At 67.2% G+C, this 14084-nt stretch carries 12 protein-coding genes; all 12 read right to left on the bottom strand.

The annotated features are described in order from the left end of the window. Positions 1-7: 7 nt before the first annotated feature. On the bottom strand, positions 8-1591 hold the full coding sequence (gene nuoN / locus N536_RS0121320) for an NADH-quinone oxidoreductase subunit NuoN (protein WP_029115464.1): 1584 nt from the start codon (positions 1589-1591) through the stop codon (positions 8-10). Continuing rightward, positions 1588-3132, bottom strand: coding sequence for an NADH-quinone oxidoreductase subunit M (locus N536_RS0121325; RefSeq protein WP_197040194.1), 1545 nt, complete (start codon positions 3130-3132; stop codon positions 1588-1590). Before N536_RS0121325 ends, nuoN begins: the two co-directional genes overlap by 4 nt. Before the next feature lie 5 nt (positions 3133-3137). Beyond that, complete coding sequence (gene nuoL / locus N536_RS0121330) at positions 3138-5036, bottom strand: NADH-quinone oxidoreductase subunit L (protein WP_029115466.1); 1899 nt, start codon at positions 5034-5036, stop codon at positions 3138-3140. After that, positions 5036-5335 carry an NADH-quinone oxidoreductase subunit NuoK gene (gene nuoK / locus N536_RS0121335; protein ID WP_029115467.1) on the bottom strand — a complete coding sequence of 100 codons (300 nt, stop codon included), beginning with the start codon at positions 5333-5335 and terminating at the stop codon, positions 5036-5038. Before nuoK ends, nuoL begins: the two co-directional genes overlap by 1 nt. Continuing rightward, on the bottom strand, positions 5332-6087 hold the full coding sequence (locus tag N536_RS0121340) for an NADH-quinone oxidoreductase subunit J (RefSeq protein WP_369798454.1): 756 nt from the start codon (positions 6085-6087) through the stop codon (positions 5332-5334). Before N536_RS0121340 ends, nuoK begins: the two co-directional genes overlap by 4 nt. An 11-nt stretch (positions 6088-6098) precedes the next feature. Further along, a complete protein-coding gene (gene nuoI, locus N536_RS0121345; RefSeq protein ID WP_029115469.1) occupies positions 6099-6638 on the bottom strand; it encodes an NADH-quinone oxidoreductase subunit NuoI in 540 nt (179 codons plus the stop codon). Continuing rightward, a complete protein-coding gene (gene nuoH, locus N536_RS0121350; protein WP_029115470.1) occupies positions 6631-7857 on the bottom strand; it encodes an NADH-quinone oxidoreductase subunit NuoH in 1227 nt (408 codons plus the stop codon). The genes nuoI and nuoH overlap by 8 nt, the downstream gene beginning before the upstream one ends. Then, entirely contained in the window at positions 7854-10259 is a 2406-nt protein-coding gene (locus tag N536_RS0121355; protein WP_029115471.1) for an NADH-quinone oxidoreductase subunit G, read from the bottom strand. The genes nuoH and N536_RS0121355 overlap by 4 nt, the downstream gene beginning before the upstream one ends. Continuing rightward, positions 10256-11572: an NADH-quinone oxidoreductase subunit NuoF gene (gene nuoF / locus N536_RS0121360; protein WP_029115472.1), complete on the bottom strand. Its 1317-nt coding sequence runs from the start codon at positions 11570-11572 to the stop codon at positions 10256-10258. Before nuoF ends, N536_RS0121355 begins: the two co-directional genes overlap by 4 nt. Further along, positions 11573-12442 carry an NADH-quinone oxidoreductase subunit NuoE gene (gene nuoE, locus N536_RS0121365; RefSeq protein WP_029115473.1) on the bottom strand — a complete coding sequence of 290 codons (870 nt, stop codon included), beginning with the start codon at positions 12440-12442 and terminating at the stop codon, positions 11573-11575. It lies immediately after the preceding gene. Then, positions 12442-13767, bottom strand: coding sequence for an NADH dehydrogenase (quinone) subunit D (gene nuoD / locus N536_RS0121370; RefSeq protein WP_029115474.1), 1326 nt, complete (start codon positions 13765-13767; stop codon positions 12442-12444). The genes nuoE and nuoD overlap by 1 nt, the downstream gene beginning before the upstream one ends. Further along, positions 13767-14084, bottom strand: a 318-nt coding sequence (locus N536_RS0121375) for an NADH-quinone oxidoreductase subunit C (protein ID WP_029115475.1), incomplete at its 5' end; no start/stop codon positions are given. The genes N536_RS0121375 and nuoD, both read right to left, overlap by 1 nt.

The raw sequence follows: 14084 nt of genomic DNA on the forward strand, positions 1-14084 counted from the left end.
ACGCACGCTAACGCACGAACTGATCGGCGTTGTTCACCAGGTCGAGCAGCGGCTGCGGAAGCGCGCCGAGGGCCAGCGTGACCGCGGCGGTCACGGTCACCGTCGCAATGCTCAACGAACTCGGCACCACCACCGTCGGCGGGTCCGCCGGGGCATCGGTGAAGAACAGCAGCACGATCAACCGCACGTAGAAGTAGGCGGCGACGGCGCTGGCCACCACGCCGACGACCACGAGGGGCGCGGCCCCGCCCTCGGCGGCGGCCTTGAACACCGCGAACTTGCTGACGAAGCCACTGGTCAACGGGATGCCCGCGAACGCGAGGAGGAACAGCGAGAACACCACGCCCACCAGCGGATGACTCCGGCCGAGGCCGGCCCAGCGGGTCATGTCGGTTTCCTCGTCACCGGCGGCGTTGCGCACCAGACTGACCACCGCGAAGGCGCCAAGGGTGCTGAAGCCGTAGGCGAACAGATAGAACAGCGTGGCGGACAGTCCGGTGTCGTTCAGCGCGATGACACCGGTGAGGATGAAGCCGGTGTGAGCCACCGAGGAGTACGCCAGCATGCGTTTGACGTCGCGCTGCGACACCGCCGTCAAGGTGCCGACCACCATGGTCAGGATCGCGATCGCCCACATGACGGGCCGCCAGTCGTGCGCGAGACCGGGCAGCCCGACGTAGAAGATGCGCAACATCGCGCCGAACGCCGCGATCTTGGTGGCGGCCGCCATGAACGCGGTGACGGGCGTCGGCGCGCCCTGGTAGACGTCGGGAATCCACGAATGGAACGGCACCGCACCGACTTTGAACAGGATGCCGACCGAAAGCAGTGCGACGCCGATGACGGCCATCGACGAGTCGCCCGAACCCGACGCAACCTGGTCACGGATCCCGTTGAGGCTCAATCCGCCGGAATAGCCGTAGAGCAGGGCGATGCCGTAGAGGAAGAACGCCGAGGAGAACGCGCCGAGCAGGAAGTACTTCAGCGACGCCTCCTGGGACTGCAGGCGCCGCCGCCGGGCCAGGCTGCACATCAGGTACAGCGGCAGTGACAGAACCTCCAGCGCGACGAACATCGTCAGCAGGTCGTCGGACGCGCCGAACAGCATCATGCCGCCGACGGCGAACATCGTCAGCGGGAAGATCTCCGTCTGCGCCACACCGGCTTTCGTGGCCAGCTTCTCGGCAACGCTGCCAGGCACAGCGGCGGCCTGCGACGTGAAGGCGTCCAAGCCGGCGGCCCCGGCGTCGGCGTCGGCGTCGACGTCGGCCGGAAGGCGACGCTCGGCCATCAACAACGTGCCGAGGATACCGACCACCAGCAACGTGCCTTGCAGGAACAGCGCGGGCTTGTCGACGGCCACGGCGCCGACGACCGTGGTCTGACCGACCGTGGCGTGCAGGTCCACGAACACCTTGACCACGGCGACCAACGCGGCGAGTTGACCGCCGACGGCCAGCAGCACTTGCACGCGGTACCGCGCGCCACGGGGCAGGAACGCTTCGACGAGCACGCCGGCCACCGCGACGCCGAAGACGATCAGCATCGGCAAGAGCAGGCCGTACTCCACCGACGGTGGCGTGATGTTCATTTCCCGGATCCTTCCGCCACCCGGGGCGCGGGATCGTGCTGACCGATCGTGGTCAGTGTGTGGCTCACGGCTGGGTTGATGACGTCGAGTGCGGGTTTCGGATACACGCCGAGGACGAGCAGGAGCGCGACCAACGGGGCCACCACGACGAGTTCACGCGGCACCAGGTCCTTGAGCCCGGCGTTGCCTTCGGTGACGGGCCCCGTCATCATCCGCTGATACGCCCACAGGATGTAGAGGGCCGACAGCACCAGCGCGCTCGCCGCGAACACCGCGAAGGCGGGATAACGCGTGAAGGTTCCGATCAGGACGAGGAACTCGCTGATGAAGGGCGCCAGCCCAGGCAACGACAACGTGGCGAGACCGGCGACCAGGAACGTGCCCGCCAGGATCGGCGCGACCTTCTGCACCCCGCCGAAGTCGGCGATGACCCGGCTTCCCCTCCGGGACACCAGGAATCCGGCGATCAGGAACAACGCGGCCGTCGAGATGCCGTGGTTGACCATGTAGAGCGTCGAACCCGACTGGCCCTGACTGGTCATGACGAAGATGCCGAGGATGATGAAGCCGAAATGCGATATCGACGTGTACGAGATGAGGCGCATGACGTCGGTCTGACCGATCGCGACGACCGCGCCGTAGACGATGCCGATCACCGCGAGCGTGATGATCAACGGCCGGAACGTCATCGACGCCTCGGGGAACAGCTGCAGGCAGTACCGCAACATGCCGAACGTGCCGACCTTGTCGACGACCGCCATCATCAGCACCGCTGTGGCGGGAGTGGCCTCCACGGCCGCGTCGGGCAGCCAGCGGTGGAACGGCCACAGCGGCGCCTTGACGGCGAAGGCGAACATGAAGCCGAGGAACAACGCGTTGAGCACCGCCGGGTCGACGCCGAGTTGACCGTTCGCCACCGCCGCCACGATCGCCCGGAAGTCGAACGTGCCTGCCTCGAACGCGTCACTTCCCGCGGTCGCCACGTACAACCCGATGACGGCGGCCAGCATGATCAGCCCGCCGAAGAGGTTGTACAGCAAGAACTTCACCGCCGCGGCGGATCTCTTGGGTCCGCCGAAGCTGCCGATCAGGAAGTACATCGGGATCAGCATGGCCTCGAAGAACACGTAGAACAGCAGCACGTCCAGTGCGACCAGCGAGATCAACACCATGCCCTCGACGGCCAAGGTGAGCGCCAGGTAGGTGTGCGTGGAACGCGCCTCGTCGCCGCCGTCGTTCCAGCCCGCCACGATGAGCAGTGGGACCAGCACGGCGGTCAACACCACCAATGCCAGCGCGATGCCGTCGAGACCGAGGATGTATCCGGTGCCGAACGACGGGATCCACTGGCGGTCCTCGACGAATTGATATTGCGGGCCAGCGGGATCGAAGCGGACCGCGAGCGTCACGACGATCGCCAGCACGACCAGGGAGATGCCGAGCGCGACGTACTTGGCGAGTTGCCTGGCGGCCGACGGAAGCAGGATGACGGCCGCCGCCCCGAGCATCGGAACGGCCCACAGGACGGTCAACCACGGCATCCCGCTCACCAGACCCTCACCACCAGAATCGCAGCGATCAGTAGCGCGGCGCCACCGAGCATCGACAGTGCGTAGGAGCGGGCGAACCCGGTCTGCCACTGCCGCAACCGTTCCGACGTCCCGGAGATCAGCGTGGCCAGCCCTCGCGACACCCCGTCGACGGCGTCGTCGTCGATCTCGACCAGCCCGGCGGTGATCAGCTGACCTGGCCGCATCAGTACGTCCTCGTTGAACGCATCACCGTAGAGGTCGTTGCGGGCGGCCACGGTGAGCGCCGACGCTTCTGGCGCGGTCTCGGGTATGGCACGGGTCGCGTACATCCGGTAGGCGATGCCGACGCCGACCGCGACGACGGCCAGCACGATCACCGTCATCACCCACGCCGGTACCGAGTGTTCGGCTTCGTGGCTTCCGACGACGGGCTCCAGCCAGTGTTGGAGGGTGCCGCCGATGGCCAGTAGGCCACCCGCGCCCACCGATCCGACGGCCAGCACGATCATCGGCCACGTCATGATGCCCGGCGACTCGTGCGGATGTGGTTCTGCTCCGCTCGTCCCGTCATGCCAACGCTTTTCACCAAAGAACGTCATCAGCATCACCCGCGTCATGTAGAAGGCGGTGATGCCCGCACCCAGCAGCGCCGCGCCGCCAAGCACCATGCCGCTCGTTCCGCCCGTGGCGAAGGCGGTTTCGATGATGGCGTCCTTGGAGAAGAAGCCGGCGAACGGCGGCACGCCGATGATGGCCAGGTAGCCGAGCCCGAACGTCACGAACGTGATGGGCATGTACTTTCGCAACCCGCCGTAACGGCGCATGTCGGTCTCGTCGTTCATGCCGTGCATCACCGAACCGGCGCCGAGGAACAGACCGGCCTTGAAGAATCCGTGGGTGAGCAGGTGCATGATCGCGATGGCGTAGCCCGCGGGACCGAGCCCGGCCGCGAGCACCATGTAGCCGATCTGGCTCATCGTGGAGGCGGCCAGCGCCTTCTTGATGTCGTCCTTGGCGCAGCCGATCACCGCGCCGAACAACAACGTGACGGCACCGACGATGACGACGCCAAGCCGTGCGTGGGGGGCAAGGTCGAACACCGGCCCGGACCGGACGATCAGGTACACGCCCGCGGTCACCATGGTCGCGGCGTGGATGAGTGCCGACACCGGGGTGGGGCCCTCCATGGCGTCGCCGAGCCAGGATTGCAGCGGAACCTGCGCGGACTTGCCGCACGCGGCGAGCAGCAGCAGCAGACCGATTGCGGTCAGTGCGCCTTGCGACATCTGGCCGGCGGCGCCGAATACGCCTGCGTAGGAGACGGTGCCGGCTTCGGCGAACATCACCATCAACGCCAGGGCAAGGCCGATGTCGCCGACCCGGTTGACGACGAACGCCTTCTTCGCCGCCGTCGCCGCCGACGGCTTGTGCGACCAGAAGCCGATCAGCAGGTACGACGCCAGGCCGACGCCCTCCCAGCCGACGTAGAGGCCGAGGAAGTTGTCGGCCAGCACCAGCAGCAGCATCGCGGCGACGAACAGGTTCAGGTAGCCGAAGAAACGTCTCCTGTCCGGGTCGTCGGCCATGTAGCCGATCGAGTAAAGGTGGATCAGCGACCCGACACCAGTGATCAGCAGCACGAAACACACGGACAGCTGGTCGAGTTGGAGACCGAAGTCGACGCGAAGCTCGGCCACCGGGACCCAGGAGAACATCGTCTCGTGGATGGTGCGGTCGTCGGCCGCGCGGCCGAGCAGGCCGGTGAACAGCACGACGCCGACGACGAACGACGCCAGCGCCGTCGCGCACCCCAGCAGGTGGCCCCACGCGTCGGTGGCCCGGCCTCCGAGCAGCAGGATTGCCGCGCCGGCCAGGGGCAGGGCGATGAGCAGCCACACCGGGATCGTCGCCATTAGTGCTTCAACAGGTTCGCTGCGTCGACGGAGGCCGACTGCCGGGCTCGGAAGATGGTCATGATGATCGCCAGGCCCACCACGACCTCGCACGCGGCGACGACCATGGTGAAGAACGCCACCACCTGGCCGTCGAGGTGACCGTGCATGCGGGAGAACGCGACGAACGCGAGGTTGGCGGCGTTGAGCATCAGCTCGACGCACATGAACATCACGATGGCATTGCGCCGCAACAGAACTCCAGCCGCGCCAATGGTGAACAACGCAGCCGACAGGTACAGGTAGTTGGCGGGATTCACAGCGCTCCGTTCTTTCCGTTCGAGGAAACGGACATGCTCCGGCGCGGCAGGATGGCGCTCACCGAGTCGTCGGCGTCGGAGCCGTCGGGCAGCCGGGCGGGAACGTCGACGGCATTGTGCCGTGCGTAGACACCGGGATTGGGCCGCGGCGTGGCGTGACCACCGGCGGCGAAACGCTCGATGGAGAGTTCGCGTTGCGTCTTGCGGCGGTCGAAGCGCTCCCGGTGCGCCAGCAGCATCGCACCGAGCGTCGCGGTGATCAGCAGGGCACTGGTCAACTCGAACGCCCACAGGTACCGGGTGAAGATCAACGCCGCCAAGCCTTCGACGTTGCCGTTGCGGTTCGCCTCGCCAAGGCCCGAGAACCCGGCCACCGATACGTTGCCGATGCCTGCGATGAGCAGGATGCCGAACGCCGCACCCACACCGATGGCCGCGAGGCGTTGCCCGCGAATGGTTTCCACGAGGGAGTCCGCCGAGTCCACCCCGATCAGCATCAGGACGAACAGGAACAGCATCATCACCGCGCCGGTGTAGACGACCACCTGCACGATGCCGAGAAACAGCGCATCCTGGGCGATGTAGAGAACCGCGAGGATGATCATCACGACCGCGAGGAAGATCGCGGAGTAGACGGCCTTCGGTGCGGCCACCACGGCGATGGCGCCCAGCACCGCGAGAACGCCGAGCACCCAGAACGTCACCTCCTCCGCCGTCGACGTGCGGTTGGCCGCCTCGGCCGCGAGCGCCACGAACTCGGCCGTCACAGCGCCGATTCCTTCGGGGTTGCGAGACCCTCGGGGGTGATGTTGCCGCGGTAGTAGTCCTCGTCGGTGCTGCCCGGCGCCATCGGGTGGGGCGGTGGCGTCATACCCGGACGCAGCGGGGCGAGGAGCTTGTCCTTGCCGTAGATGAGGTCGGAGCGGTTGTCGTCGGCCATCTCGTAGTCGTTGGTCATGGTCAGCGCCCGGGTGGGGCAGGCCTCGATGCACAGCCCGCAGCCGATGCAGCGCAGGTAATTGATCTGATAGACCTGCCCGTAACGTTCACCGGGCGAATATCTTTCGGTCTCGGTGTTGTCGGCGCCCTCGACATAGATCGCGTCGGCGGGGCATGCCCACGCGCACAGTTCGCAGCCGATGCACTTCTCTAGACCGTCGTCGTACCTGTTGAGTTGGTGGCGGCCGTGATAGCGCTTCGCGACTGGGCCGGGCTCCTCCGGATACTGTTCGGTCACCGGCCGCTTGAACATCGTCTTGAACGTCACGCCGAAGCCGGCGATCGCGTCGATGAAGTTAGGCATCAGCTGGCTCCTTGACGGGCATGGGCGGTATGGGGAAGGCGCCGGGAGCGACGGGTACGGGTCGGGTCTCGATGCGGGTCTGCCTGCGCCGCGCGGACTTCCACAGGAAGGCGATCAACGCGACGCTCACGACCGCACTGGCGATCACGAGCACCACGGCCCAGTTCCCGAAGTCATTCGCCCGCAACGTCCGCACGATCGCCACGGTCATGATCCAGGCCAGCGAGATGGGAATGAGGACCTTCCAGCCCAGTGCCATGAACTGGTCGTAGCGCATGCGAGGGAGGGTGGCGCGCAGCCACATGAACAGGAATAGGAACGTCCACACCTTGGCGATGAACCACAGCAGCGGCCACCATCCGGTGTTGGCGCCGTCCCACAGGCTGATCGGCCACGGCGCCTGCCAGCCGCCGAGGAACAGCGTGGTGGCCAGAGCGGACACCGTCGTCATGTTGACGTACTCGGCGAGCATGAACATGGCGAACTTCAGCGACGAGTACTCGGTGTGGAACCCGCCGACCAGTTCACCCTCGGCCTCTGGCAGATCGAACGGCGCACGGTTGGTTTCACCGACCATCGAGGTGACGTAGATCAGGAAGGACGGCAGCAGCAGGAAGACGTACCAGAGATCGCGCTGCGACGACACGATCTGTGAGGTGGACATCGTGCCCGAGTACAGGAACACCGCGGCGAAGCACAGCGCCATGGCGATCTCGTACGAGATCACCTGGGCGGTGGACCGCAGCCCGCCGAGCAGGGGATAGGTGGACCCGGATGCCCAGCCTGCCAACACGATTCCGTACACGCCGATCGACGTCACCGCGAGCACGTAGAGCACGGCGACCGGCAGGTCGGTCAATTGCAGCGGCGTCTGGTGGCCGAACACGCTGACCATGCCGCCCATCGGGATCACTGCGAACGCCATGAACGCGGGGATGACCGCGATAACGGGTGCCATCAGGTAGATCGGCTTGTCCACCCCGGCGGGGATCAGACCTTCCTTGAGCGCGAGCTTGACGCCGTCGGCCAGGCTCTGCAGCAGACCGAACGGCCCGACCCGGTTGGGGCCGTAGCGCATCTGCATCCGGCCAAGCACCTTGCGTTCGACCAGGATCGCCACCAGTACGGTCAGCAGGAGGAAGACGAAGATGCCGAGCGCCTTCGCGATCATCAGCCACCAGGTGTCGTGGCCGAACGAGGTGAGATCCGGGTAGGTCACGACCGGTCACCTCCACGGATGTCGACGACGCCGCCGACGGGCACGCGCAGCGTGGCGGCCACCGCGGTCCCCGACGAGTTCAGCGGCAGCCACACGACCCGGTCGGGCATCTCGGTGATCTCCAGCGGCAACGTGATGTCGCCGTGTGCGCTGCCGACGGTGACCGGATCGCCGTCGCTCACCCCGATCTCAGCGGCGGTGACGGCCGACAGTCTCGCGGCGGCGGGGCGGGCCGTGCCGGCCAGGAACCGCTCGCCGTCCTGAAGTCGCCCGTCGTCCAACAGCATTCGCCATCCCGCAAGCACGGCCCGGCCCGGTTCCGGGATAGGCGGCGTCTGCCCTGCGGTGTCCGGGTCCACGGGTCGCGGGCCTTGCCACGTGCCGAGCCGGGCGAGGTCGTCGCGTACCGCAGCGGGGTCGCGCAGGCCCACGTCGATGCCGACCTCGTCGGCCAGTGCGGCGAGCACCCGCGCGTCGGGGGTGGCGTTCGGCGGCAGCGCGGCAGGAAACGGCCGGGGCCGGCCCTCCCAGTTCACGAACGTGCCCGCCTTCTCGGTGACCGGCGCGACCGGGAAGACGACGTCCGCGCGGTCGGTGACGGCACTGTGCCGGAGTTCGAGGCTCACCACGAACGGCGCGGCGTCGAGGGCGGCCAGCGCCGCTGCCGGGTCGGGTAGGTCGACGACTTCCACGCCGCCGATCAGCAGTGCGCCAAGCGCCCCGTCGGCCAGGGCCTGGAGGATGCCGGACGTATCGCGGCCGGGGGTCGCGGGAAGGTCGTCGACGTGCCACGCCGCGGCGACCTCGGCACGGGCCGCGGAATCGTCGACGGGGCGGCCGCCGGGCAGGAGGTTCGGTGCCGCACCGGCTTCCAGCGCACCGCGGTCGCCTGCGCGGCGTGGCACCCAGCCGATCCGCGCGCCCGTCACACGGGACAGCCGCAGCGCCGCGGAGTAGCCGCCCGCCGCGGCGGCCAGCCGTTCGCCGACCAGGATGACGGCACCCGGCAGGCGCAACGACTCGTCGTCGTGCAGGGCGTCCAGTGCGGCCGCTTCACCGCCGGGGACGGTGGCGATGAGCGTGCCGCCCAGCTTCACCAGGCCGCGACTGGCGAAGGGCGCGATCGAGGTCACCTTGAGGCCGTGCTTGCGGAACGCCTTGCGCAGCCGCAGGAAGACGATGGGAGACTCCTCCTCGGGCTCGAACCCGGCGAGCAGGACGGCGGGCGCGGCTTCGAGGTCGGCATAGGTCACCGCCATCGGCCGGCCTGCCACCTCAGCGGCGAGGAACCGCGTCTCCTCGTCAGAATGGGGGCGGCTGCGGAAGTCGATGTCGTTGGTGCCCAGAACGATCCGGGCGAACTTCGCGTAGGCGTAGGCGTCCTCCAAGGTCACCCGACCGCCGACGAGAACTCCGGTGCGACCGTTCGCCGCGGTCAGTCCGCGCACGGCGATCGCCACCGCCTCCGACCACGAGGCCGGGCGCTGGCTGCCATCGGCGTCGCGCACCAGGGGTGTGGTGATCCGGTCGCCCTGGGTGGCGTAGTTGAAGGCCCAGCGCCCCTTGTCGCAGTTCCATTCCTCGTTGACCTCGGGGTCGTCACCGGCGAGGCGGCGCAGCACCTTTCCGCGCCGATGATCGGTGCGCTGGGCGCATCCCGACGCGCAGTGCTCACACGCACTCGGCGACGACACCAGATCGAAGGGACGTGCCCGGAACCGGTAGGCGGTGCCGGTGAGTGCGCCCACCGGGCAGATCTGCACGGTGTTGCCGGAGAAGTACGAGTCGAACGGCATGTCGGTGGCGATGCCGACCTGTTGCAGCGCACCGCGTTCCAGCAGCTCGATGAAGGGGTCGCCGGCGATCTGGTTGGAGAACCGCGTGCACCGCGCGCACAACACGCAGCGCTCCCGGTCGAGCAGCACCTGCGATGACAGGTTGATCGGTTTGGGGAACGTCCGTTTGACGTCCTCGAACCGGGAATCCGCCCGGCCGTTGGACATGGCCTGGTTCTGCAGCGGGCATTCGCCGCCCTTGTCGCACACCGGGCAGTCCAGCGGGTGGTTGATCAGCAGCAATTCCATCACGCCGTGCTGAGCCTTGTCGGCGATCTCGGAGGTGAGCTGCGTACGCACCACCATGTCCGGTGTGACCGTCGTGGTGCAGGACGCCATCGGCTTGCGCTGGCCCTCCACCTCGACCAGGCACTGCCGGCACGCGCCGACGGGTTCGAGCAGCGGGTGGTCGCAAAACCGCGGGATCTGGATGCCCATCAGCTCCGCGGCGCGGATCACCAAAGTGCCCTTCGGCACGCTGATCTGATGGTCGTCGATGGTGAGACCGACCAATTCGACGTCCGGCTCGCCGGTCGCCGGCCCGGTCTTCTTCTCCGCCGTCGTCATGCGCCCACCACCTCCGCTGCGAGCATCGAGGCGTGCGGGTCGAACGGGCACCCGCCGTCGAGGTGCGCGACGTACTCGTCGCGGAAGTACTTGATGGAGGACAGGATCGGGCTGGCGGCGCCATCGCCGAGCGCGCAGAACGACTTGCCGAAGATCGTGTCGGAGATGTCCAGCAGCTTCTGAATGTCGGCGTCCTTACCGGCCCCGGTCTCCAGCCGTTCGTAGATCTGGGCCAGCCAGTAGGTGCCCTCGCGACACGGCGTGCACTTGCCGCACGACTCGTGGGCGTAGAACTGAGTCCAGCGCCGCACCGCCCGTACCACGCACGTGGTCTCGTCGAAGATCTGCAAGGCCTTGGTGCCGAGCATCGAGCCGACCTTGCCGACGTTCTCGTAATCCAATGGGACGTCGAGGTGTTCGGCGGTCAGCAGTGGGGTGGAGGAACCACCGGGCGTCCAGAACTTCAGCTGGTGGCCTGCCCGTACTCCGCCGGCGTAGTCGAGGAGTTCGCGCAACGTGATTCCCAGCGGTGCCTCGTACTGGCCGGGCCGGGTGACGTGGCCCGACACCGAGTACAGCGTGAAACCTGGCGACTTCTCCGAGCCCATCGACTTGAACCAGTCGACGCCGCCGCGCACCACGGCAGGCACGCTTGCGATCGACTCGACGTTGTTGACCACCGTGGGGGAGGCGTAGAGACCGGCCACGGCAGGGAACGGTGGCCGCAGCCTCGGCTGGCCGCGTCGGCCCTCCAGTGAGTCGAGCAGGGCTGTTTCCTCACCGCAGATGTAGGCGCCGGCGCCGGCGTGCACGACGAGGTCGAGGTCGAAGCCCGAGCCGTTGATGTCGGTGCCCAGATAGCCTGCCTCGTAGGCTTCGGCCACAGCCTGCTGCAGCCTGCGCAGTACTGGCACGACCTCGCCGCGCACGTAGATGAAGGCGTGGCGGGCGCGGATCGCGTAGGCGGCGATGATCGCGCCCTCGACGAGCACGTGCGGGGTGGCCAGCATGAGCGGGATGTCCTTGCAGGTACCCGGTTCCGACTCGTCGGCGTTGATGACGAGGTAGTGCGGCTTGGCGGCCGCGCCGGTGTCGCCCTGCGGGATGAACGACCACTTCTGACCGGTCGGGAAGCCCGCGCCGCCGCGGCCACGCAACCCGGAGTCCTTGACGAGGGCGATCAGCGCGTCGGGATCCATCGCCAGCGCAGTGGACAGTGCCTGATAGCCATCATGGCGTCGGTAGGTGTCGAGCGTCCAGGATTCCGCGTGATCCCAGTACTCACTCAGTACGGGCGTCAATGGTGTGGCCATCTAGCTCCCTGAATCCGTTGCGTCGGGCGATGTCTCGGGCGTTGCGGGCTTGGGCGGCACTGTCGCGGACGGGGCGGGGGCAGGCTCGTCGCGTACCGTTTCGACCGTGTCCGCGACCGGTCCGCCGCCGGAGGACCCCGACGTTTCGGTCATCGGCGGTGCGGTCATGTTGCGTTCGTGCGCGACGCGCAGCCCCGCGAGGGTCGCCTCACCGGGGTTGCCGCCGTTGGCACCCGGCCGACGATCGGGGAACCCGGCGAGGATGCGGGCGGTCTCGCGAAACGTGCACAGCGGTGCGCCCCTGGTGGGCGACACCGGCCAGCCGTCGCGCAGCTGGTCGACGAGTTCGCGTGCCGTCGACGGGGTTTGGTTGTCGAAGAATTCCCAGTTGACCATGATGACGGGTGCGTAGTCGCAGGCGGCGTTGCATTCGATGTGTTCGAGGGTGATCTTGGCGTCGTCGGTGGTTCCTCCGGCGCGGACGCCGAGGTGTTCTTGCAGTACCTCGAGGATGGCGTCGCCGCCCATGACGGCGCACAGGGTGTTGGTGCAGACCCCGACGAGGTAGTCGCCGGTGGGGGTGCGCCGGTACATCGAGTAGAACGTGGCGACGGCCGTGACTTCGGCGGGCGACAGGTCCAGTCGGGTGGCGCAGAAGCCGATGCCGGCGGGGGTGAGGTAGCCGTCCTCGGATTGCACCAGGTGCAGCAGCGGCAGCAACGCCGAGCGCGGTTGCGGATACCGGGCGATGATGGCGTCGGCATCGGCGGTGAGCCGTGCGGTGACCTCGGCCGAATAGGTTTGCGGCCCTTGGGTGATCGGTGGGCCGGGTTCGTCGGGGCGCGGCCCGAGCCGCAATTCGATCGCCATTAGCGGTCGACTCCGCCCATGACGGGGTCGATGGAGGCGACGGCGGCGATGGCGTCGGCGACCATGCCGCCTTCGCACATCGCGGCGACGGCTTGCAGGTTGGTGAACGAGGGGTCGCGGTAGTGCACCCGATACGGGCGGGAGCCGCCGTCGGAGACCATGTGCACGCCGAGTTCCCCGCGGGGGGATTCGACGGCGACGTAGACCTGCCCTGCGGGCACCCGGATGCCTTCGGTGACCAGTTTGAAGTGATGAATCAGTGCCTCCATGGAGCTGCCCATGATCTTGGCGATGTGAGCCGGGGAATTGCCCAAACCGTCGGGACCGAGTTTCAGGTCGGCGGGCCAGGCCAGTTTCTTGTCGGTGATCATCACGGGGCCGGGCCGCAACTTGTCCAAACACTGCTCGACGATCGTGATCGACTCGCGCATCTCCTTGACCCGGATGATGTAACGCCCGTAGGCGTCGCAGCCGTCGTCGGTGATCACGTCGAACTCGTAGTCCTCATACCCGCAGTAGGGTTGGGCGCGGCGCAGATCATGCGGCAGCCCGGTGGAACGCAAGACCGGCCCGGTGATCCCCAAGGCCATGCAGCCCGTCAAGTCGAGGTAGCCGACGCCTTGGGTGCGGGCCTTCCAGATGTAGTTTTCGTTGAGCAGGTTCTCCATGTCGCGCAGCCGTTTCGGCAGCAGGATCAGTAGTTCCTTCAACTGCGGGATGGCTTCGTCGGGCAGGTCGGCGGCCAGCCCGCCGGGGCGGATGTAGGCGTGGTTCATCCGCAGCCCGGTGATGGTCTCGAAGATCGACAACACCAGTTCGCGTTCCCTAAACCCGAAGAACATCGCCGACATCGAGCCGAGTTCCATGCCGCCGGTGGCCAGGGCGACCAGGTGGCTGGAGATGCGGTTGAGTTCCATCAGCAGCACCCGGATCACGCTGGCCCGGGCGGGGATGTCGTCGGTGACGTCCAAGAGTTTTTCCACGCCGAGGCAGTAGGCGGCTTCGTTGAAGAACGGGGACAGGTAGTCCATGCGGGTGACGAAGGTGACGCCTTGGGTCCAGTTGCGGTATTCCAGGTTCTTTTCGATGCCGGTGTGTAGATAGCCGATGCCGCAGCGGATCTCGGTGATCGTTTCGCCTTCGATTTCCAGGATCAGGCGCAACACCCCGTGCGTGGAGGGGTGCTGGGGGCCCATGTTGACCACGATGCGTTCACCGGCCACCCCGCGTTCGCGGGCCGCGGCGACCACATCGGCCCAGTCCTGACCGCCGACGGTGATCACGGTTTCCGGGGCGGTGTCGGGGGTGTGGTTGGGGGTGCTCATCAGTGATAGGACCTCCGTTCATCCGGCGGGGGGATCGTCGCGCCGTGGTATTGCACCGGGATGCCGCCCAACGGGTAGTCCTTGCGTTGCGGATGACCGACCCAGTCGTCGGGCATTTCGATGCGGGTCAGCGAGGGGTGTCCGTCGAACACGATGCCGAAGAAGTCGTAGGTTTCGCGTTCGTGCCAATCGGTGGTCGGATACACCGAATACAGCGACGGCACATGGGCGTCCGCATCCGGTGCGGCGACTTCGAGGCGGATGCGCCGGTTGTGGGTGATCGACATCAACGGATACACCGCGTGCAGTTCCCGCCC

This window comes from Mycobacterium sp. URHB0044 (assembly GCF_000620625.1).
Lineage (GTDB): Bacteria > Actinomycetota > Actinomycetes > Mycobacteriales > Mycobacteriaceae > Mycobacterium.